The 21,649-nt window shown below is 29.2% G+C and carries 14 protein-coding genes and 1 riboswitch; of the genes, 4 read left to right on the top strand and 10 right to left on the bottom strand.

What is annotated here, in order from left to right; genetic code table 11:
- The first annotated feature begins 83 nt into the window (after positions 1 to 83).
- Positions 84 to 1,334 carry a hypothetical protein gene (locus ACLGL0_RS06990; protein WP_411014152.1) on the top strand — a complete coding sequence of 417 codons (1,251 nt, stop codon included), beginning with the start codon at positions 84 to 86 and terminating at the stop codon, positions 1,332 to 1,334.
- Between the two features lie 83 nt (positions 1,335 to 1,417).
- Positions 1,418 to 1,603, top strand: coding sequence for a hypothetical protein (locus ACLGL0_RS06995; protein WP_411014153.1), 186 nt, complete (start codon positions 1,418 to 1,420; stop codon positions 1,601 to 1,603).
- Between the two features lie 98 nt (positions 1,604 to 1,701).
- Here the strand turns inward: ACLGL0_RS06995 and ACLGL0_RS07000 are convergent, their stop codons facing one another.
- The 4 genes from ACLGL0_RS07000 to ACLGL0_RS07015 form a co-directional block, all read right to left on the bottom strand.
- Positions 1,702 to 3,114 (bottom strand): aspartate ammonia-lyase, encoded by a 1,413-nt coding sequence (locus ACLGL0_RS07000; protein WP_411014154.1) that lies wholly within the window; start codon positions 3,112 to 3,114, stop codon positions 1,702 to 1,704.
- A gap of 31 nt (positions 3,115 to 3,145) precedes the next feature.
- Complete coding sequence (fumC, locus tag ACLGL0_RS07005; protein ID WP_411014155.1) at positions 3,146 to 4,510, bottom strand: class II fumarate hydratase; 1,365 nt, start codon at positions 4,508 to 4,510, stop codon at positions 3,146 to 3,148.
- A gap of 642 nt (positions 4,511 to 5,152) precedes the next feature.
- Positions 5,153 to 7,375: a Cna B-type domain-containing protein gene (locus tag ACLGL0_RS07010; protein WP_411014156.1), complete on the bottom strand. Its 2,223-nt coding sequence runs from the start codon at positions 7,373 to 7,375 to the stop codon at positions 5,153 to 5,155.
- 187 nt (positions 7,376 to 7,562) lie between these two features.
- Positions 7,563 to 9,881: a Cna B-type domain-containing protein gene (locus ACLGL0_RS07015; protein ID WP_411014157.1), complete on the bottom strand. Its 2,319-nt coding sequence runs from the start codon at positions 9,879 to 9,881 to the stop codon at positions 7,563 to 7,565.
- A gap of 374 nt (positions 9,882 to 10,255) precedes the next feature.
- Between ACLGL0_RS07015 and ACLGL0_RS07020 the strand changes: the two genes are divergently transcribed.
- Entirely contained in the window at positions 10,256 to 10,672 is a 417-nt protein-coding gene (locus tag ACLGL0_RS07020; RefSeq protein WP_411014158.1) for a GTP pyrophosphokinase, read from the top strand.
- Between the two features lie 598 nt (positions 10,673 to 11,270).
- Here the strand turns inward: ACLGL0_RS07020 and rpsI are convergent.
- The 3 genes from rpsI to ACLGL0_RS07035 all read right to left on the bottom strand — a co-directional run bounded on the left by rpsI (position 11,271) and on the right by ACLGL0_RS07035 (position 13,065).
- Positions 11,271 to 11,660 (bottom strand): 30S ribosomal protein S9, encoded by a 390-nt coding sequence (rpsI, locus tag ACLGL0_RS07025; protein ID WP_233055833.1) that lies wholly within the window; start codon positions 11,658 to 11,660, stop codon positions 11,271 to 11,273.
- 24 nt (positions 11,661 to 11,684) lie between these two features.
- Positions 11,685 to 12,119, bottom strand: coding sequence for a 50S ribosomal protein L13 (gene rplM, locus ACLGL0_RS07030; RefSeq protein WP_411010424.1), 435 nt, complete (start codon positions 12,117 to 12,119; stop codon positions 11,685 to 11,687).
- Positions 12,120 to 12,321: 202 nt separating this feature from the next.
- Positions 12,322 to 13,065, bottom strand: coding sequence for a glycerophosphodiester phosphodiesterase (locus tag ACLGL0_RS07035; protein WP_411014159.1), 744 nt, complete (start codon positions 13,063 to 13,065; stop codon positions 12,322 to 12,324).
- 127 nt (positions 13,066 to 13,192) lie between these two features.
- Positions 13,193 to 13,281, top strand: a riboswitch (TPP riboswitch).
- A 37-nt stretch (positions 13,282 to 13,318) separates the two neighbouring features.
- Here ACLGL0_RS07035 and thiT point away from each other — a divergent pair.
- On the top strand, positions 13,319 to 13,966 hold the full coding sequence (gene thiT, locus ACLGL0_RS07040; protein WP_411014160.1) for an energy-coupled thiamine transporter ThiT: 648 nt from the start codon (positions 13,319 to 13,321) through the stop codon (positions 13,964 to 13,966).
- A 52-nt stretch (positions 13,967 to 14,018) separates the two neighbouring features.
- On the opposite strand, the gene ACLGL0_RS07045 is transcribed toward thiT, so the two are convergent.
- The 3 genes from ACLGL0_RS07045 to ACLGL0_RS07055 form a co-directional block, all read right to left on the bottom strand.
- Positions 14,019 to 17,258 carry a Cna B-type domain-containing protein gene (locus tag ACLGL0_RS07045; protein WP_411014161.1) on the bottom strand — a complete coding sequence of 1,080 codons (3,240 nt, stop codon included), beginning with the start codon at positions 17,256 to 17,258 and terminating at the stop codon, positions 14,019 to 14,021.
- A gap of 68 nt (positions 17,259 to 17,326) precedes the next feature.
- Positions 17,327 to 19,396, bottom strand: a complete 2,070-nt coding sequence (locus tag ACLGL0_RS07050) for an SHIRT domain-containing protein (RefSeq protein WP_411014162.1) — start codon at positions 19,394 to 19,396, stop codon at positions 17,327 to 17,329.
- Positions 19,397 to 20,436: 1,040 nt separating this feature from the next.
- Complete coding sequence (locus ACLGL0_RS07055) at positions 20,437 to 21,630, bottom strand: MSCRAMM family protein (protein WP_411014163.1); 1,194 nt, start codon at positions 21,628 to 21,630, stop codon at positions 20,437 to 20,439.
- Positions 21,631 to 21,649 lie beyond the last annotated feature (19 nt).

The raw sequence follows: 21,649 nt of genomic DNA on the forward strand, positions 1-21,649 counted from the left end.
ACTTTATTAATTTATTATGATAAGCTATGGCTAATAGAATATTTTATTAATAAACCGTTATAAATAAATACAGGTGGTGCTTTATGAAATCGAAAAAAATACTTATTTGTTTATTTATATTTTCTATTTTTCTAACTTCTTGTTCATCAAAAGAAAAGAAAAACTCAAATGTTGAAACTAATACAGAAGCAAAAAAAGAAAATGTAGAAAAAGTAGAATTTGATGAAGAAATAAAAAATGTAGAAATTCCAAAAAACGCTACTGAATTTCGTTTTTTAAATTACAATCCAGAAAATAATAAATTATATTTTACCTACACAAGTGAGGATAGAATAGTTTATGCATCTAAAAATCTAAAAGACGAAACTACTGACATAATTTATGAAATAAAAGGAAATGAAAAAGAAAATATGTTTGCTATTGCAAGAGATGGTGTTATTGACGAAACATTATTCATAGTAAAAGTGAATAATAAAAATGTAGCAAATAACAAAAAGAATAATAACGGAAAAGAAACCTTTGAATACAATTTTATAGTTGTGGATAAAAATAAAACCATTCAAAAATATTTTGATGAAGATAAATCTTCAATTACAAATGATAATCAAGTATATAATAAAATACCATCAGTAACTGTTGACGGTCATAATTTAATTTTAACTTGTGAGAATAATGTTGGAAAAGATATTCTTAAATCCTATCTGCTACAATTTAATATTGACGATGCACTTTTATCCTTACTTGAGGAAGAAGAGTTAAATACTAAAAACAATAAGTTAAATGGTAAATATATTATGTTTGCAGGTGGTATTGAAAATCATATATATTTTCAAGTTATAAATTACCAAAATGATGATTCTATGGAAAAAGGATATGCAGATATTTATAAACAGATTTCCCCAAACGAGTCTAAAAAAGTTTTAGAATTGGAAAAAATAACAACTCCTAAAGCTGTAAAAAATAGAAAAGTTATATTTGTTTCAGGAGATGATAAATTTTTATTTACAAGCGACTATGTAATAGAAGCATCAGACTACAATATAGGCAAAGTAATTAATTTAGAAACTATGGAAAGTTCAGAAATTCCAAATGTTGACAGCACTCACTACCTTACAGATGCTTATAAAATAAATGATTTTTACCTATTAGATAATAATGACAATATCTATGTTTATAATAAATCAGGAAAATTATTAATTCAAAAAAACTATAAAGAAAAAGGAAAATCAGCCTCTAAAATGGCTATTTCAAAAAATACTATTTCTTATTTGGTTAGAGAAAATGACGAATCTAAAGAAGCACAGCTTCATATACTAAGAATTAAAGAAAAATAAAATAAATTTTATTATTCATAAAACTTGACGTTTTTACTTTAATATGATATTATAGTTGTAGAGTGATATTAATAGGAGGGCTTATGAACAATAAAACAAAAAAAGGGCTTCTTTTAGTATGGTTATTATTGATACCGTATATAACAAATATTTTGATGTATATCCCATTTTGTGGACATTATTTAGATTTTGAATATACATTTTTAATATATCTTTCAATGTTAATTACGATATTAATTTTATATTATGAAGTATCTAAGGAAAAGTAAAAAGTAAAAACTTAAAAATAAATCAAAATTTAATATTAAAACTATCACTCAAAAGTAAATAAAACAAAGGGCATTCAAACGAATGCCCTTTTAATATATTATTTTCTTTTTGCGATTCCCGGTGTAGTCATTGAGAATACGTCTAAGATATTGTCAATTTCTTCTTCAGTCATAATTTTTTCAGCTATTAAAACTGCCTTTACAGGTAAGTTTTGTTCAATAGCTTTCTGAATAACTTCAACTGATTTTTCGTATCCAATATGTGGAGCGAAAGCTGTTACTATTCCATAGCTATTGTGAACCATATTTTTAGTTCTTTCTGCATTTGCAGTAATTCCTAAGATACAGTTATGAACAAATGTATTTGCAGCTTTACCAATAGTTTCAACTGATTCAAATAAATTGTAGAAAATTACTGGTTCAAAAGCATTGAGTTCTAATTGTCCTGCTTCTGCTGCCATTGTAACTGCAAAGTCATTTCCTGCACAGTTGAAAGCAACTTGTGAAACAACTTCTGGAATTACAGGGTTAACTTTTCCTGGCATGATTGAGCTTCCTGCTTGTCTTGCTGGTAAGTTGATTTCTGCAAAACCACAAGTTGGACCTGAAGACATAAGTCTTAAGTCATTAGCTATTTTAGACATACTGATTGCACAGCTCTTTACAAGACCTGAAACGTGAACGAAAACGTCAATGTTTTGTGTTCCGTCAATTAAGTCTTCAGCTTGTACTAATTCCATATCAGTAACTTGTGCAAGATTTTTTACAATCTTGTCCATATAGCTTACATCTGCATTAAGTCCAGTACCAATTGCAGTAGCACCCATGTTTACAGTTTTTAAAACTGTACATGCAGTTTTGAATAATTTAATATTTCTAGCAATTACTGTTGCATAAGCTTTGAATTCTTGTCCAAGTCTAATAGGAATAGCATCTTGCATTTGAGTTCTACCCATTTTAATTACATCATCAAATTCTTCTGATTTTTGTAATAAAGCACTTTCTAATTCTTTTAAGCTTTCAATAGTATCACCTAAAAGTCTAATAAGAGCAATTTTACCACTAGTTGGATAAACGTCATTTGTAGATTGTCCCATATTTACATCATCATTTGGATGTACTATTGAATAATCTCCAAGTTTTCCACCTAAATGTTCAATAGCAATATTTGCAATTACTTCATTTGCATTCATGTTATGGCTTGTTCCAGCCCCACCTTGAATTGGGTCAACAATGAATTGATCTAAGTATCTTCCCCAAATAATTTCATCACAGGCAAAAACTATTGCATCTTTTTTCTTTTCACTTAAAACTCCTGCTTCAAAGTTTGTAATAGCACAAGCTTTTTTAATTTCTGCAACTGATTTAATCATTTCAGGATTTGTTGTTTTTCTAGTAATATTGAAGTTTTCAGTTGCTCTTTGAGTATGAATACCATAATAAGCATTTTCAGGAATTAAACATTCTCCTATACAATCATGTTCAACTCTGTATCCTTGTTTTGCTTCCATTTCTAATAATTCTCCTTTATATAAACTATATTTAAACCATTTTTTTAGGATCTACAATTTGATCAAATTCTTCTTCAGTTAAATAACCAAAATGTAGTACCGCTTCTTTTAAAGTTGTATTTTCTTTGAATGCATATTTTGCACATTGACTTGCCTTATCATATCCAATATATGGGTTAAGTGAAGTTACAAGCATTAAAGATTCATTCAAGTATTTTTCTACAACTTCTCTATTTACCTTAATTCCTCTTACACAGTTTTTAACGAAAGATTCTATCGCATCTGAAAGCAAGTTTACAGATTCTACAAAACTGTAAATAATAACAGGCATGTAAACATTAAGTTCAAAATTTCCTTGAGATGCTGAAAAACTAATTGTAGTATCATTTCCTAAAACTCTTGCACAAACCATAGTCAATGCTTCTATTTGTGTAGGATTAACTTTTCCTGGCATAATTGAACTTCCAGGTTCATTTGCAGGAATTTCAATTTCTGAAAAACCACAACGTGGTCCACAAGCTAAAAATCTTATATCATTTCCAATCTTTAATAAATCCATTGCAAGAGCTTTTATTGCTCCGTGAGAAACAACAACTGCATCTTTCATTGTTAATGAATGGAAGAAATTTTCAGCAGGTTTGAATTCTTTTCCAGTAATCTTTGAAACATATTTTGCAACAATATTCTTAAAGTTTTCTTTTGTATTAATTCCTGTTCCAACCGCAGTTGCTCCAAGTGAAATTTCTAAAAGACCTTTTCTTGTATATTCTATATATTCCAAACATTTTTCGATAGAATTTCTATAACCACTAAACTCTTGTGAAATCTTAATTGGTACAGCATCTTGTAAATGTGTTCTACCAATCTTTACAACATCACTATTTGCTTCTTCAAAAGCCTTGAAAGCTGAGATTAAAGTTTTCATTGACGGAATAAGTTTTCTATCAATAACATCTAAACAAGCTATATGCAAAGCTGTTGGAAAAGTATCATTTGAACTTTGAGATTTATTAACGTCATCATTTGGATGAATTAAAGTTTTACCCACCTTTTGATTTGCATAATTTGCAATAACTTCGTTCAAGTTCATATTTGTTTGTGTACCACTACCAGTTTGATAAACAACAAGTGGGAAATGTTCATCAAGATTTCCACTAAAAATTTCTTGAACAGCATTTTCAATAGCTGTAAATTTTTCCTTGTTTATATCACCAAGCTCGTAATTTGCCATAGCACAAGCATATTTTACTGTTGCCATAGCTCTGATAACTTCAGTTGGCATCTTATAGTCCCCAATTTTGAAGTTTTCAAAACTTCTTTGAGTAGTTGCTCCCCAAAGTTTATCGCTTTCTACCTTAATTTCTCCGATAGAGTCTTTATAAACCTTATAACTCATCAAGAACCTCCTATAAAAAATTCTATATAAATAAATTGAAATAATATATCAAATTTGTGTCCAATAATAGGATACCACATTTTACCTAATACAAACAATTAGTTTTACCATAACCCATTTTTGATTTTTTATGGTAATTATGGTGAAATTAATATATAGTAATATCTTCTTCAATCAATTATATCATAATCTCCTTTTTTAATACTTTCTTTATTGTAGATTATGATGAAATTAATATAGTTTTACACTAAGTGTAAAACTATATTATCTTACCTAAATCTTATTGTATCTCTTATTTCTTGACTTTGGTATCTTAATTATACCATAATTCCTTTTTGATTATTTTTTATGGTAATTATGGTGAAATTAATATATAGTAATATCTTCTTCATTCAATTATATCGTGTTTCTTTTTCGATTATTTTTTTATTGTAAACACGATATAATTAATATAGTTTTACACTAAGTGTAAAACTATATTAATTATATCACAAAATGTCTCAATTTGTTCATTTTTTTGTTAATAATTATTTTAATAACGATTTATTCTTATAGTTTATAACTTTTTCATATTTTTGTTAAATAATTTTATTGTATTTTACTCATAAAAAAAGTGTCGATTAATTATCGACGCTTTTTTTATTATTTTCTTTTTTTCTTACCGTAAATTCCAAGTCCTATTCCAGAAGCAGTCATAAGTCCTAATGACATAATGATATTAGCATCAATTCCAGTTTTTGGGATTTTTGATCCTGGTTCTTTTGGTTTAGGAGTAGGAATTGTTGGTGGAGGTGGAGTTTCACTGTTTGTGATAACTATTCCCTTTGTAATATCCTCTTCATCATTTTGTTTTATTTCTGATTTATATCCATCAACTTCAACTTCTTTTATATAGTATTTATATTTACTTGAACTATTTTGGTCAGTATAAAATTCTTCTAAATCTTTAAATGTATATTTCCAATTATTTTCTTTATTTAATCTAATAGTTGTAACAAGTTCAGTTTTTTGTGTTTTTGATAATATTGCACTATTAAATTCAAAGTCAGTAACTTCATAATCTCTATATAACTGAATTACAACTTCATTTTTTTCTTTTCCAATCCATTTCTTTTCAATCGGAATATCTATTAGAGATTTATTAACTATATAGTCTGAACCCAGAATAGTTTTATAACCAGGAACTGGATCTTCTTTAATTTCATACTTGATTAAATGTCCATCTTTTTCATCAAACATCGGTAAATTCTCAAATACATATGACCAATTATCAGCTTGTGTTAATACCTTGGTAGCTATTAGTTTTCCGTCAGCATAAAGATGAATAGTTATTGATTCTGGAAGTTTTACTAATGATTTTTCTTCTAATAAACTGACAAGTCTGGCATTTCTCAAAATATCTCTTATTGATTGTGGAACTGCAAGATTTAGTGGTTCCTTATTCCAATATTTATTAACTTTTAAGTCAAATAGTTTGTAATTATTAATTACAAATCCTTTTGAAACATCTGCTTCATCTTTTAGTTTAATAACTGTATTATATCCTTCAATCGGTGTTTCTTCAACAGTATATTTTATAACGGAATCATCAGCATTTACTCTATCAAGACTTTCAAATGTATGTTTCCAGTTATTTTCTCTATTTAATTCAACCCTTTCCTTTTCTATTCCGTCAGCCTTTAAAATAACTTCAACTTTGCCAAAAGGAGTTCCAAACCAATGTTTCTCAACTGGTATAGACAATTTGCTTATATCAATATTTGTAATTGTATACCCACTATCTTCATTTCCAGTGATTACTGTTTTATAGCCATCAATTTCTTTTTCTTTTACATAGTATTTATATTTTGTTAAATTCCCAAATTCTGTATACATTTCTTCTAAATCTGTAAAAGTATGTTTCCAATTATTATCTTTATTCAACTTAATAGTTTCAACAGCTTCTGTTTTAACTGATTTTTTGAATGTTTCTGTTAAAACATCATATTCTGAAACTTCATAATCTCTATATAGAGTTACTTCTGCCTCATCCTTTGGAGTTCCAACCCATTTCTTCTCAACAGAGATATCTACAACTGATTTATTGATAATAAAGTTACCGAAATAAAGGTAATGATATATTGCTTTATAACCCTTTACAGGTTCTTCTTTAACTTCATACTTAATTTCATGCCCATCTTTTTCATCATATTTTGGCATATTTTCAAAATTACATTCCCAATTATCTTCTTCAGTAATTACCTTTGTTGCTACAATTTTACCATCAGCAAGAAGATTAACTGTTATTGATTTTGGCATAGGAACCTTCGAAATAGGAGAATCTATTGGATTACCATAAGCATCCACTGGTACATCTTCCCTCACACCATTTACTACTTCTAATTTTCCATTCAAATTGCTTTCTAATTTATCCGGATTTAAGCTCATAGGAGATGGCTCACCTGGATGTGATATATTCCACAACTTTATGATATGCACTGATTTGACTTGAAAATTAGTAATAACAAATCCTCCATTCATATTTCCAGTAACTCTTGTTTTAAGATAGTTTTCCATACCTGTTGGTTTTTGTGAAACAGTATAAACTATCAACTTACCTTCAGCATTGTATTTAGGTAAATTTTCAAAAACATATTTCCAATCTGCATCACTTGTTATTGTAGCGGTATTAATAAGTTTATCATTTGCAAATAAATCAACTTCAACAGAAGCTAATAACTCCTCATTAATCCAATTAACTTCGATAGAAACACTTGTTTTATCATCTTCACTTTTATCTGCAAATACTTTATTATTATTTATTCCAACAATACTTCCAACAAAAATGGCAAGTATAAGCAAAGTAACATTTAATAATCTTTTCATATTTAATCCTCCAAAATAACAAAAGATTTTATATATATTTTCAATAAATATCAATTTAATTCTGCTGTAATATATCACTATATACTTAGTATATCATAAACAATTATTTTTGTCAGTGTTTTTTTTAAAAAAATTATAAGGCTTAATATAAAAAAAGTGTCGATTTATTATCGACACTTATGTTTTATTATTTTCTTTTTTTCTTACCGTAAATTCCAAGTCCTATTCCAGAAGCAGTCATAAGTCCTAATGACATAATGATATTAGCATCAATTCCAGTCTGAGGAATGCTTGCCTTTGGTTGTTCTGGCTTTGGATCCGGTTGTGGTACCGGATTTGGATTTGGTTGAGGATCTGGATTTGGTTGAGGATCTGGTGTTGGTACTGGTTTTTCACTATTAGTAATTACAATACCTTTTGTAACATCTTCTTCATCATTTTGTTTTATTTCTGATTGATATCCATCAACTTCAATTTCTTTTACATAGTATTTATATTTAGTTGAAGTAATTGAATCAACATAAAATTCTTCCAAATCTTTAAAAGTATATTTCCAACTATTAGCTTTGTTTAATTTTATAGTATCAACAAGCTCAGTTACTTTAGTTACTTTCTTTGAACCATCTAATAACTCATATTCAGTCTTATCATACTCTCTATAAAGTTGAACTTCAACTTCATCTTTAGCTTTTCCAACCCATTTCTTTTCAACTGGAATATCTATAATAGATTTATTTGTAATAAAATCAAATTCAACGAGAGAAGTTTTATAACCTTCTACTGCATCTTCTTTAAGTTCATATTTAATTCTATGACCATCAGTTTCAGAATATAAAGGTAATTTTTCAACTGTATAAGTCCAATTATCCGCTTTTGTTAATACCTTTGTGTTAATAACTTCACCATCAGCTAGAAGATGAATTGTTATTGATTCAGGTAATGGAACAACGGATTTTTCAGCTTTATCAGCACCTAATGCAGCTAAAATATTATTAACTACAACAGCATTTTCAACACCAAAATCTCCATTTACACCAGTAGGTAACATACGAGGAGCTGGCATTTCATTCCAATATTTTGTAATTTTTAAATCAATTAACTCATAATTTGTTATTTCTACACCTTTTGAAATATCTTCAGGATCTTTTTGTTTTAGTACTGTTTTGTAATTATCTAATGCTTTTTCTTCAACTGTGTAATTAATAAGTTCATCATTATCATTTAATCTATCAAGATTTTCAAAAGTATGTTTCCAATCATTAGCTTCTGATAATTTAACAGTTTCTTTTTCTACTCCATCAGCTTTTAAAACTACTTCAACTTCATCAGCAGTTTTACCCTTCCAAGTCTTTTCAACAGGAATTGACATTTTACTCTTATCAATATTTTTAATTGTAAAGCCTTTTACGTCATCTCCACTGATTACAGTTTTATATCCGTCAATTTCAGTTTCTTTAATATAGTATTTATATTTACTATGACCTAAAACATCTGCATAATATTCTTCTACATCTTTAAAAGTGTATTTCCAATTATTAGCTTCATTTAATGTTACAGTTTCAACAAGCTCTCCCTTAACAGGAACTTTTACTTCATTACCAGTATTATTATCATATTCAGTCTTTTCATAATCTCTGTATAATGAAACTTCTGCACCTTCTTTTTTATTTCCAACCCATTTCTTTTCAACAGGAATATCGAAAATTGTTTTATTTAAAATAAAGTCTGAGCTTTTTTCACCTATTTTAAAACCTTTAACTGGTTCTTCTCTTAATTCATAGTCTATTCGATTACCTTCATTATCATACATCGGTACTTTTTCAAATACAGCTTCCCAATTATCAGCAGCAGTTACTACTTTTGTTTGAACTATTTTTCCATTTGCAACTAAATGAACTGTAATTGATTCAGGCAATGGAACTCTTGAATCAGGAAATTTTCTTTCACTTGTTCTTGAAGCATTGTTATTAGATCTAGGTTGAATACCTGAAGCTCTTGAAGTAGTAGCAACACGTTTACCAGGTCTAAAACTTGCTGGAGAAGGTGTACCAGGTCTTGCAATAACGTATCCGCCTCTAATATCATTCCAATATTTTGTAAAAGGTACATTAGTTAAAAGTGTATTCTTAACAACAAAACCATTTTGTGCATCACCAGAAATTGTAGTAACAAAATTATTTTCTTTTAAACTTTCATCATCTACATTTATTGTATATTTAATCTCTCTACCCTCAGCATTATATTTAGGTAAATCTTTAAATTCGAAATTCCAGTCAGTATATGATTCAGCGGCGTCCTTTTTAACAAACTCACCATCAGCATATAATTCTACAAAGAAACTTCCCCAGTAGTATCCTACCCAATCAGTTTTTATGGAAATATTAATTTTTTCATCTGCTTTATTAGCATTTTCTTCGGCAAATGAATTATTATTAGCAAAAACTGCAATAAATGTAGTCGCAACAATAGCTAATGCTAATAGTCCAACTTTAACAAGTTTTTTCATAATTCCTCCTATTAACTTTTAAAAAAAATCTTTTATAAATTCTCTTGTTTTATTTACTCAAAACCTTATAATAAGTCATAATTATGTAATATATTATATCACATTTTTCTAAAAAAAACACATTTAGACAGTATTTTTTACTAAAAAAAGTTAGTATTTTAGTCCATAATTGCTAAGTGTTTATTATATTCACAAAGAAATGAACTTTTTGAAAAAAAGTTTTGATTTCTTTCAGAAATACTATTGCTTTAGCAAAAGTAAATGTATCGTAGATACATCACAGAAGTATTTATAAAAAATAGTCTAAACAATTAAAAACTTCACATTTAAAAGGGTATAAAATAATTATAGAGTTTTATTTAAAGGAGGGAATTATGTTAAAATTAATTAATGCATTTTTTATTATGCTAAGAGCTCACATTAAACAAAAAGATAAAGCTGGAAGATGTTATATTTTCCATCCAATTAATGTAGCTTTAGGAGTAAAAGGAATTAGAGCAAAGACAGTCGCTCTACTTCATGATGTTATTGAAGATAGTGATTTATATTGTATTGATGATTTTAGTTTTTTAGACGATGAGCAATTAGAAGCTATAAAACTTTTAACTCATAGTGATGGGGAAGAATATTTTACTTATATTAATAAAGTAAAGACAAATAAGATTGCAAAAGCCGTTAAGTTATCAGATTTAAGACATAATTCAAACTTAAAAAGATTAAAAAATATTACTGAAAAAGATTTAGATAGAAGAACAAAATACTTAAAAGCTATTGAAATATTAGGAAATTAAAACAACTATAATAGTTGTTTTTTTATTTACATTAGCTTATTTACCTTTTACGTCAAACTATCAAACGAAGATACTCCCTTATACGTCATCTCGACTGTAGCGTAAGCGAAATGAATCTAGCCCTAACTTTGCTTGTTTACAAGCAAAAGTAGGTCTGACGCAAAGATTGTTCAAATCTTCGATTTGAGTACAATCGACTGAGAAGATCTCATGCTTTTGCTTTAGCAAAAGTAAATGTATCGTAGATACATCATTTTTTATTTCTTTCAGAAATACTATTGCTTGTTTGCAAGCAATAGTTGAGATTTCTCCGCTTCACTTCACTACGTTCCGTTTCGGTCGAAATGACGTGTTGGGAGCTTTTCTTTGCAAGGTATCGTGACGTGAAACTTTTTAATTTCTATATAATATATAAACAAAGTTAGGGCTAGATTGAATATACTACGTTTCGCTCAAGATGACGTGTTGGGAGCTTTTCTTTGCTAAGTGCTATGACGTGAAACTTTTTATTTATAAAATCTTTATTTTTATTAAATTAAATTAAATTTACATAAAAAAAACGTTGGAAAAAATTTCCAACGTTTCAAATTCATATTTACTATCTCTTTGAGAATTGTGGGCTTCTTCTTGCCTTTTTAAGACCATATTTCTTTCTTTCTTTCTTACGAGGGTCTCTTGTTAAGAAACCAGCTCTTTTTAATACAGGTCTTAATTCAGCAGAAACTTCTAATAAAGCTCTTGCAATACCATGTCTGATTGCTCCAGCTTGTCCTGTAAATCCACCACCTTTTACGTTTACGTAAACATCGAATTTACCAAGACTTTCTGTTATTTCTAAAGGTGACTTAGCAGTAACCTTTAATGTATCATAATCAAAATATTCATCTATATCTTGTTTGTTAATAACAAATTTTCCATTTCCAGGTGTTAAGAAAACTCTAGCTACAGAAGTTTTTCTTCTTCCTGTTCCTATATATTGAGTTGCCATATATGTTATATCTCCTTTCTATTCCTATTTACTTAATGTTAAAACTTCTGGTTGTTGAGCTTCATGATTGTGTTCTGGACCAGCATAAACCTTTAATTTCTTGAACATTTGTCTTCCTAAAACATTTTTTGGAAGCATACCTTTAACAGCTAATTCAATAACTTTTTCAGGTTTAGTTTGTAACATTTTTTCATAAGAAATAGCTTTTAAACCATTTGAATATCCAGTATAGTATCTATGTTCTTTTTGTTGTAATTTGTTTCCAGTTAATTTAACTTTTTCAGCATTAACAACAATAACATAATCTCCCATATCGAATGATGGTTGGAATCTAACATTTCTCTTTCCTCTTAAGATTGAAGCAACTTCTGCTGCAAGTCTACCTAAAACAACGTCTTTTGCATCAACTACATACCATTTACGATTAACATCGCAAGGTTTTGCTACGTAACTTTTCATTTCATTCCTCCTTAATTCTTTTTACAATATTGGGTTATTTAGACATCGCTACCCAGCGATTTTGTAGGCGAGGATTTATTAATCGCAACCTCGACTGCTATGCGATCGATATCGTAAAAAGGCAAGGCTTTTTAAATATCAAAGCGTCTAAGAGTGACACTCAAAAATTATACCACAAAAAAATATATATTGCAATACTTTTTTATAAATCTTTTAGAACTTTTGAAGTTAAATCTGGATAATTTCCTATTAGAGCATCTACTCCCATTTCAATTAAAAATTTCATATATTTTTCGTCATTAACTGTCCAAGTGTTTATCTCAAGACCCATTTTTTTAAATTCCACAGCCCAAGAAGGCTTTTGTAAAAGCATATAGTATCCCGGATGAACCGCTTCATGCTTAATTCCCCTCATATACTCAACTGTATTCATCAAAGGGCTTTCAAAAAGTAATCCTGTTTTAAAACTTGAATCTATCTTTTTACAAAGTTCCATTGATTCGTGATTAAAAGAAGATAAAATTACATCATCTTTTAGTCCAAAATCTTTTACCATATTTATAACAGCCTCTTCCAGTCCAGAATAAAAAACATAGTTATTTTTAAGTTCTAAATTTAGAAATAACTTATTATCCTTTACTATTTGCAATAATTCTTCTAAAAATATAATTTTTTCACCTAAAAACTCACTTCCCTTATGTGAACCAAATTCCATTTGTAAAAGCTCTGTTGATGTCAAATCCTTTATAAATCCACTTCCATTTGAGCAAGTTCTATCTACTGTATCATCATGAATAATTACTAATTTTTTATCTTTAGTCATGTGAACATCTGTTTCAAAACCGTCACAATCACTATATTCTATCGCTTTTAAAAAAGCTATTTTTGTATTTTCAGGATATTTTCCAGAAAACCCTCTATGTGCTAAATTTAATATTTTTTTCATAATATCTCCTCTAATTCTTTCAAATATGAATAAAGTATATCACTTTTAGTAGATTTTCTCAACAAATATAATGTTTAATGAATTTAATTGAAGGGTAAAAAAATAAAGTATATAAATACAAAATATTTTTATTCGCTAGGGGTGCTATTTAGCTGAGAAATACCCTTTGTACCTGATTCAGATAATACTGACGTAGGAAAGTTGAATACTCTTTTTATGGGCTTTCTAGTGAATATCTTAGGAGGTTTTTTTTATGGAAAATTTTGGTAAATTTTTCTCAAGTACTGCAGGAAAAACAACTCTTATTTTGTTGATTTCCTTTTCTTTTTTATTTATTGTCTTTTATTTTAGAAAAGACGAAAAAATATTTTCTACAAAGGCGCTTACTTATTCTGCCATTCTTTTGGCTCTTGGTATAAGTGCAAATCAAATAAAGATTTTTAGTCTTCCACAAGGAGGAAGCATGACTTTATTTTCAATGATTTTTATAGTTTTCATTGGTTATATGTTTGGACTTAGAGTTGGACTTATAGCAGGTATTTCTTTTGGACTTTTAAATTTATTAATTAAGCCTGAAGTATATACACCGGTTCAAGCAATAATAGACTATATTTTAGCATTTGGCGCACTTGGACTTAGTGGATTTTTTGCAGATAAAAAAGATAAATTAATTTTTGCTTATTTAGTATCAATTATAGGAAGATTTGTATTTGCAGTATTTTCAGGATATGTATTCTTTGGTTCTTATGCACCAGAAGGATGGAATCCACTACTATACTCAATATGGTATAATCTTTCATATATAGGAACAGAAGGTGTTATAACTGTATTATTGCTTTCAATCCCAGTTGTAAGAAATACTTTAGAAAATCTAAAATCAAGCAATTTTAAAATAAATTAAAATTTCAATTAAAAATAGAGAGTTTTTAACTCTCTATTTTTTTATATTTTTCCTATTTATCATCTTTTTTCTTTGATATATAAGCTCCACCAAGCCCTGCTAATGCAAGTACAACATAAGACATACCACTTTGGATATTTGTCTTTGGAAGATTGCCTTCTTTTTGAACTTGTGGCTTTTGTGGTTGTGGTACCGGATTTGGTTGCGGTACTGGGTCTGGTTGTGGTACTGGGTCCGGTTGTGGTACTGGGTCCGGTTGCGGTACTGGGTCCGGTTGTGGTACTGGGTCCGGTTGCGGTACTGGGTCCGGTTGCGGTACTGGATCCGGTTGTGGCACTGGATCCGGTTGTGGCACTGGGTCCGGTTGCGGTACTGGATCCGGTTGTGGCACTGGGTCCGGTTGTGGCACTGGGTCCGGTTGTGGTACTGGGTCCGGTTGTGGTACTGGTTTTGGAGTGTGAGTATTTGTTATTGTTACAACTTTATTTTCAGTTTTATATTCTACATTGTAACTATTTTCTCCATGACTAACTTTTCCATCAGCCTCTCCAACTTCTTTTACTTCATACACATTCGCTTGTGCTTGAGTTTCAGTATCTTTTACCAATAAATTTTCAAATTTATGAGAGAAATTATTTCCTTCATTTAATTCTACTTCATCCCCAAGTTTTGCACCATTTTTATAAAGTTGAACTTTTACAGTAGTTTCCTTTACTTCTCCAACCCATTCCTTTTTAACTTCAATTGAAGTTTTTTCAGGAGTTTTTTCGTAAACTGCATAAGTATTTAAAGTATTTTTACTTGCAACATTTAAAATATCTGTAATTTCTGAAGTAGCATTAGCACTCCAAGTCTTAGTAAATGTTGAATTAGCAAAATCATATTTCTTAGAATCAGCAAGTTTATCTAATGGTTTAGATTTAGCTTCATCATTATACCAAGAAATAAAATCATGTCCATCTAAAGTAGGTTCTTTATCTATTTTTGTAAGTTCAGTAGCAGCAACATTGTCTATTGAAACTCTTGGATTTCCATTTCCAGAATCATAGAAAGTATAAATTTGCTCTAATTTTTGACCATTAGGGTCATTATCAGCTAAACCATTATCTATAGTAGCAGTTGGTTCATTTGTATGATATACCATTTTTGCTCTTTGTCCAAGAACAACTGTATTGTTATCTGGATTTAAAACATAGTCCCAAAGACCAGTTCCAACATGGTCAGAAACATCAGCAATTTTATCAGCTTCTACAGTTTTAGAAACATAATGGAAATTTTTTGCATCTTCAGCTGTTGGTTTATAGCTTTCAGCTCCAGTTGGTTTATAAGTAGCTTTTAAATCTGCTTTTTCAAGACCTTTTCCAACTAAATAACCAACATGTCTATGAGCCTTTTCAACAAAATCTCTTCCATAAAATCCATCATTTGCTTCACTGTCTACTTCACTGATTGAAACATTTATTACAGAATTTCTAGCTCCACTTAAAATAACAGAAGATTTTTTATCTATAACTCTTATGTCATTCTTATCAGCTGTTGAGAATGTTGCATCAGTTCCGATAATCACATCTTTTTTAGCATAGATTGTTCCACCTGAATGTTCTCCATTAGAGAATTGATGATTACCACCACTGAAATATGCATCATCTGTTTTCTTATTATTTTCAAATTCAGCACTATGAACATTTAAGTAGCCGTCATTGAAAATTCCGGCAGCCATTTGAGTTGTTCCATTATGTTTAATAGCAGCTTTATTATCAAGAGTTAAATTACCTTTATTGTAAATAGCTCCACCATAATTAGCGCTTGTATCAGTTATTGAACCACCTTTTATAACTACATTTGAATTTGGAGCAATGTATAGACCAGCTCCTGCTGAATTTGCATTAAATGTATATGCTCTAGCACCTGTTAATGTTGAATTTTCAATTAATAAATCAACTGTTGTATTTCCGTATGAATCTTCAGTTGGTTTTCTATGTCCAACAGAGATAATAGCACCTGTATGATCTACTGTGAAATTTGATAATACAGAGTTTTTGATATGAGATTTTGCTGAAGAATTATTTTCAAAAGCAATACCTCCACCATATTTAGCAGATTTTTTAGATAGGTCGTTCCAACCATATCCATTACCTGTTAATTTTGAATCATAAAGATTAAATTCTCCAGATCCAACTATATCAATAAAACCACCAGCAAAAGCTACAGATGGATTATTTTCCATTGTAAAATCTGTACTTGTAATTGTTAAATAAGAATCTTCTGAACAAATTGCACCACCAGATGTTCCAAAATAAGCTGAAGCAACTGGTTTTGTTGGTAATTGACCACCAACTAATTTGAATGTTGAATTTGTAATCTTATTATGTTTAGCTTTTGTACCAGATTGTTCAAATTTGATAGCTCCACCTGTATCGAAACCACCTTTTACAATGAAATCTGTTTTATTTATATTAACTATAGAATTTGTAGCTTCAATAGAACCACCTTGAAATCCTCCCTTATTACCATCTGTATGATAAACATGGTTTCCTTCAAAAAGTGTTCTAATTTCTTGTCCGTCTTTTTCAAAAACATCAATATTAAGAACTGAGTTTTCAACTAACTTTATAGCTCCACCTTCTCCATTTGAGCCAAATAGAGTTTCACTTGTTCCAGAATAACTGTCAAGGAATTTTCCACCTTTAACATTTATTGTAGAATTATTAGAAAAAATTGCACCACCATTTGATTCAATACCTGGATCACCAGCTTTTTCTGGAAGTGGAGTTACAGCTTTACTATGATTTTCTTGGAAAATAACATTTTCTAAATTAAGTACAGAATGTGAAATAGTAACAGCTCCACCACTATACTGTTGAGTATTAGAACCATTTTCTATCTTTTTAGGAAATTTCTCTGTACTAGCATTTTTAATGGTTGTACCCTTAACAGTAAGATTAGAATTACCAAATATATTAAAAGCACGACCATTTTCATTACCATTTATAACACCACCGTCTAATGTAAAATTAGCACCTTGAACAACAAACATATCACCAACAAAATTCATATTTAAAGTTGAATTCCCTGTTAATTTAATTGTTTTATTGTAAGTGTTTGGAATAGTAATTGACTTTGTAATTGAAATATTTGTATTAATAACTATATCTTCATTATTATTTATTGCAGTTTGAAGTTGATCTTCAGTAGTAACTGTAGTTTCAGCATATGAACTATTCATCGCAAAAAGTCCAATAAAGAAAGATAATAAAAATACAAAAATATATTTTTTTAATAATCTTTTCATGTTCACTCCTCCTATGTAACATATTAGATACACGAAAGAGAAATAGGATTCCTATTTCTCTTTTTTTATTATTCATTATCTTTTTTCTTTGAAATGTATGCTCCACCAAGTCCAGCTAATGCAAGAATTACATAAGATAATCCGCTTTGTACATTAGTTTTTGGAAGACTTCCTTCTTTTCTTGGTTTTTGCGGTTGAACTGGTTTTTGTGGTTCAGGCTTTTGAGGTTCTGGTTTTTGTGGTTCTACTGGTTTTTGCGGTTCTACTGGTTTTTCATCTTCAACAAAAATCCATTCTCCAACTAAAATTAAGTCATCTCCATCAACTGTTGCTTCATTTGTAACAGCTTCAGAAACACCATTTTTATCTACTGACCAACCTTTGAATTTCCAAGTTCCACCATCAACTTTAACATCTGCAAAGTTTTGAAGAGTTTCTTTTACTCCATTTTCAATACCGAATTTGTCTGCTGGTTGTTTTTCAGCAACTTCAGCTGGTAAATCTTTACCTTCTGTTCCGGAAATAAATGTAAAAGTTACATTGTATTTTTCTATTGTATATCCAAGAGCAATTGTATTTGCATCAACTCTCTTAATTTCTTCTTCATGATTTAAAGTAAGGAAAGAAATTCTTCCTGCATTTACCATTGTGTTTCCTTGAATATAACCTTTTATTTTTAAAGTAGTTTCGCCTTCAGTATCTGCTAATTCCTTAGCTTTTTCATCAGTTATTCTTAAAACATTATTATTTAATTCTGCATCTGATTTTCCAGGTAATAAAGTTTTTAAATCTTTCTTTGAAAGAACTTTTAACTTCATATTTTGTAAAATCTTTTCAGCAATTGATTGACCTGCATCTGGAGTTATATTGCTTTCTGCGATTTTTTCATTACCAGTTCTAATAATCATTCTAACAGTAAAATTCTTATTGTTATTAGTATTTACTCCAAATGTAACTTTTGGATTAGTACTACTTACCAAAGTTTTAAAACTATCTTTTGTATTTCCTAAATCAGCATTTGTATTAGGATCAAAGATATTTAAAACTTGTTTATTTGCTCCCATTACATATAAAGGTCTCCATGCATAGCCTTCATATTCTAAATAGATTTTTTCAGGAACTACTAAATCATTATCAAGATTAACATTTATATCTACATAAGTGTATCCTGTCTTACCGTCATCAGTTTTAAATTCATTATCTTTGTAAGTATTTGAGAAAACTGGTCCAACATAACCAACATGAGGATCTCTATAAACTAACATTGATATTACAGGGTCTGTTTGAAATTCTGATGTTGCAATAACTTCGTGAATTTCATTAACATCATCTTTTTTAGTGTAATTATCTATTATTTTTCTATCTTTATTTTCATCTTTTTCTTCTGCTAATTTTGTATCTGGTAAAACTTCTTCAGAAGTTTTATCCTTATCAATTGTTATTTCAGTTCCTTCTAATTTGAACTTATTAAGACCACCAACAATAGAAAGTCCTAAACCAAAAGTACTATCTGGTAATGGAGTTTCTGGGTCATTTAAACTGAAATAAACACCATAAATTTTAGCATCAGCAGGAATTCCATCAGGGAATACTGTTGAAATCTTATCTTCTGGTGAGAATAATCTAGCACCATCAGCTAATTTTCCATTTTCAACAGGAGCCTTGTCTGACCAACCTAAGAAAGTTTTTCCAATTGATCTAAATAATCCTGGATTAGTTAAAGGAGCACCTAATTTTTCATCAGCATTTGTAAAGTTTTTAGTTGAATCTTCTTTTCTTCTAGATTCACCAGTCCATTGTCCTACAAATGTAACTGTTCCTTCGAAATTAGCTTTAACTTCTCTTTTATTTCTTGCAGATCTAGGTTTTACTTCTTCTGCGCTCTTTTCTTTCTTATCTTCTGATTTTGGAGCTTCAACAGTATTTTGTTTTTCTGTATTTTCAGCTTCAGCTTTTTTTTCAGTTGAATTTTCTTTATTTTCTTCAACTTTTGGAGCTTCTTTTTCGTTCTTATTTTCCTTTTCTTTAGTACTTACTGCTTCAGTAGTTACTTTTTCTTCTTGTGCAAAATTTGTCTTTGGTAATATAGAAATTAACAATGCACAAATTAAAATTTTTGAAATCGACTTTTTGCTCATTTTTCCTCCTCTTAAATAAATAAATCTACGTAATTTTATTAATATCTAACATAACACCATTAATAGTTACCCAAATATAAACTTTCTAACTAAATAGCGGAATATAAAATTATTATTAATCTAAAAAATGTCATATAAAATCTTTTTTGTATATAATTTATACTCCCACTCAGTAAGCTTATTATACCATAAAATCAAGAAAAATACAGTATTTTTTATATATTTTCAAAATTTATTTTTTTATTTCTTTCAGAAATATTATTGTTTGTAAACAAACAATAATTGAGATCTTTCGACTACGCTCAAGATGACGTATTGGGGGATTTTCTTTTCTAATTGCTATGACGTGAAAATTTTCAATTATTAAAATATACAAATAAAATGATTTTTTTAATAAATAAAAAATTTCTTATACTATTTTTTATTTTCTACTTATTTAATAAATCTATTTTGATGTTTATTTACTTTTAACGTCTAGCTACTAAACGAGAGAACTTCCCTTATACGTCATCTCGACCGGAGTTGAGCAGAGCGAGACGGAGCGGAGAGATCTCATACTTTTGCTTTAGCAAAAGTAAATGTATCGAAGATACATAAATATATATTTATTTTTTATTTCTTTCAGAAATACTATTGCTTGTAAACAAGCAATAGTTGAGATCTTTCGACTACGCTCAAGATGACGTGTTAGGAGCCTTTCTTTGCTAGGTTCTAAGACGTGAGATATTTAAGTTTCTATACCTTATAAAAAATAAGGGCTAGATTCACTCCGTTACTCTCCGGTTGATATGACGTGTGTTGCGGGGATTTTCTTTTTTAATTGCTATGACGTGAATTATTTTGTTTTCTATACTATATAAGAATAAAATTATATTTATATTTTCTACTATTTTTTTACTATATTTTTTCTACTACATTTACAAAGATAATTCGAAGTTTATTTACCTTTAACGTCGTTCTATATTCTAAACAAAAATATTCTGTATTTAGCAATAAAAAAAGAACGAGTTAACTCGTTCTTCTAATTGTCTTTAAATCTTTTAATTTTGTTTGCTTTTACCTTTTTTGCTAATGAAATATCCAGTTGTGAAGATTACTAATCCTCCAACTGTCATTAATAAAAATAAAATATCTCCAGTTTTTGGAATACCTGGTTTGAAAGGTTCGTTTTTAATTATTGTCGCTTCATTATCTTTTGATGTTCCGTCAATTTTGAACTCAACACTTCCTGATAATAAGCTGTAACCATTTGGAGCCTTTGTTTCTACCAAATAATAAGTTCCATAAGGAAGATTTTCAACTTTAAATCCACCGTTTTTTCCAGAAACAAGTACATAATCTTGTCCATCTCTCTTAACAGGAACAAACTTGTCGCCTTCCTTAACCATTACCTTAAAAGTAGCACCTTCAAGGAATTGTGGATCTTTTCCACTTGAAACCTTAACAAACAATTTATCTCCCGTTTCAGTCTTTTTATTTATAACTCTAAGCGGAATTTCTGTTTCGTCAACAACTGTAAAAGTTGTATCAGTTTTATCTACAGTATATCCTGAAAGAGGTTCAACTTCTCTAAAGAAATAGTCTCCTGCAGGAAGTTTATCAATAAAGATTTGTCCTGTACTATCTGTATAAAGAGTTCTTGGAGCACCGTCTTTATCATAAGAATTTCCGTTCAAAGGTACTTCTACATCTCCATCTGCAGTTCTCATAAATAATTTGAAACCTACATTTTCAAGAGTTTTTCCGTCTTCAGACACTTTGTATAATCTTACTTTACCGTCAAGAGCGGGCGTCTTCTTTATTGTCTTAGAGTAAATGAATTTTCCATCATCTGGAACTTTGAAAGCAAAAGGTGCAACTTCATATTCCTCTGTAGCATCTGAATCTCCACGAACATAATATGTTCCTGGTTCAAGACTTAGAGTAATTCTTCCGTCATTATCACTTTTTGGAGTTTCAAAATAATTTCCATTTTCATTGGAAATATCTTCATCTTTCAAATCTTTAAGTTCTTCAACAATTTCAATTTTATTTTTACTAGCATAACCGTCTTTAAGCTTCCAAACTTTTAATTTAGTCTTAACTATTGGATGTTTTTCATAATCATCCTTTTGAGAATAAATATAAATATCTAAAGGCTCAGATGCAAACACTGTTTTGCTAATTAGTCCGATATTCAGAAGCAATATAAAAGACATTACAATTGATATAAAATTTTTCGTAAATTTTCTCAATGCTTCCTCTCCTTTAATT

The organism is Parvimonas pharyngis (assembly GCF_046569675.1).
In the GTDB taxonomy this organism is placed as follows: domain Bacteria; phylum Bacillota; class Clostridia; order Tissierellales; family Peptoniphilaceae; genus Parvimonas.

Bases quoted from the DNA above. Each gene is read 5' to 3' on its own strand.
- ACLGL0_RS07045 (WP_411014161.1), bottom strand. From the start codon at position 17,258: ATGAAAAGATTATTAAAAAAATATATTTTTGTATTTTTATTATCTTTC.
- ACLGL0_RS07000 (WP_411014154.1), bottom strand. From the start codon at position 3,114: ATGGAAGCAAAACAAGGATACAGAGTTGAACATGATTGTATAGGAGAA.
- ACLGL0_RS07010 (WP_411014156.1), bottom strand. From the start codon at position 7,375: ATGAAAAGATTATTAAATGTTACTTTGCTTATACTTGCCATTTTTGTT.
- ACLGL0_RS06990 (WP_411014152.1), top strand. From the start codon at position 84: ATGAAATCGAAAAAAATACTTATTTGTTTATTTATATTTTCTATTTTT.
- ACLGL0_RS06995 (WP_411014153.1), top strand. From the start codon at position 1,418: ATGAACAATAAAACAAAAAAAGGGCTTCTTTTAGTATGGTTATTATTG.
- ACLGL0_RS07035 (WP_411014159.1), bottom strand. From the start codon at position 13,065: ATGAAAAAAATATTAAATTTAGCACATAGAGGGTTTTCTGGAAAATAT.
- rplM (WP_411010424.1), bottom strand. From the start codon at position 12,119: ATGAAAAGTTACGTAGCAAAACCTTGCGATGTTAATCGTAAATGGTAT.
- rpsI (WP_233055833.1), bottom strand. From the start codon at position 11,660: ATGGCAACTCAATATATAGGAACAGGAAGAAGAAAAACTTCTGTAGCT.
- ACLGL0_RS07050 (WP_411014162.1), bottom strand. From the start codon at position 19,396: ATGAGCAAAAAGTCGATTTCAAAAATTTTAATTTGTGCATTGTTAATT.
- ACLGL0_RS07020 (WP_411014158.1), top strand. From the start codon at position 10,256: ATGTTAAAATTAATTAATGCATTTTTTATTATGCTAAGAGCTCACATT.
- fumC (WP_411014155.1), bottom strand. From the start codon at position 4,510: ATGAGTTATAAGGTTTATAAAGACTCTATCGGAGAAATTAAGGTAGAA.
- ACLGL0_RS07015 (WP_411014157.1), bottom strand. From the start codon at position 9,881: ATGAAAAAACTTGTTAAAGTTGGACTATTAGCATTAGCTATTGTTGCG.
- thiT (WP_411014160.1), top strand. From the start codon at position 13,319: ATGGAAAATTTTGGTAAATTTTTCTCAAGTACTGCAGGAAAAACAACT.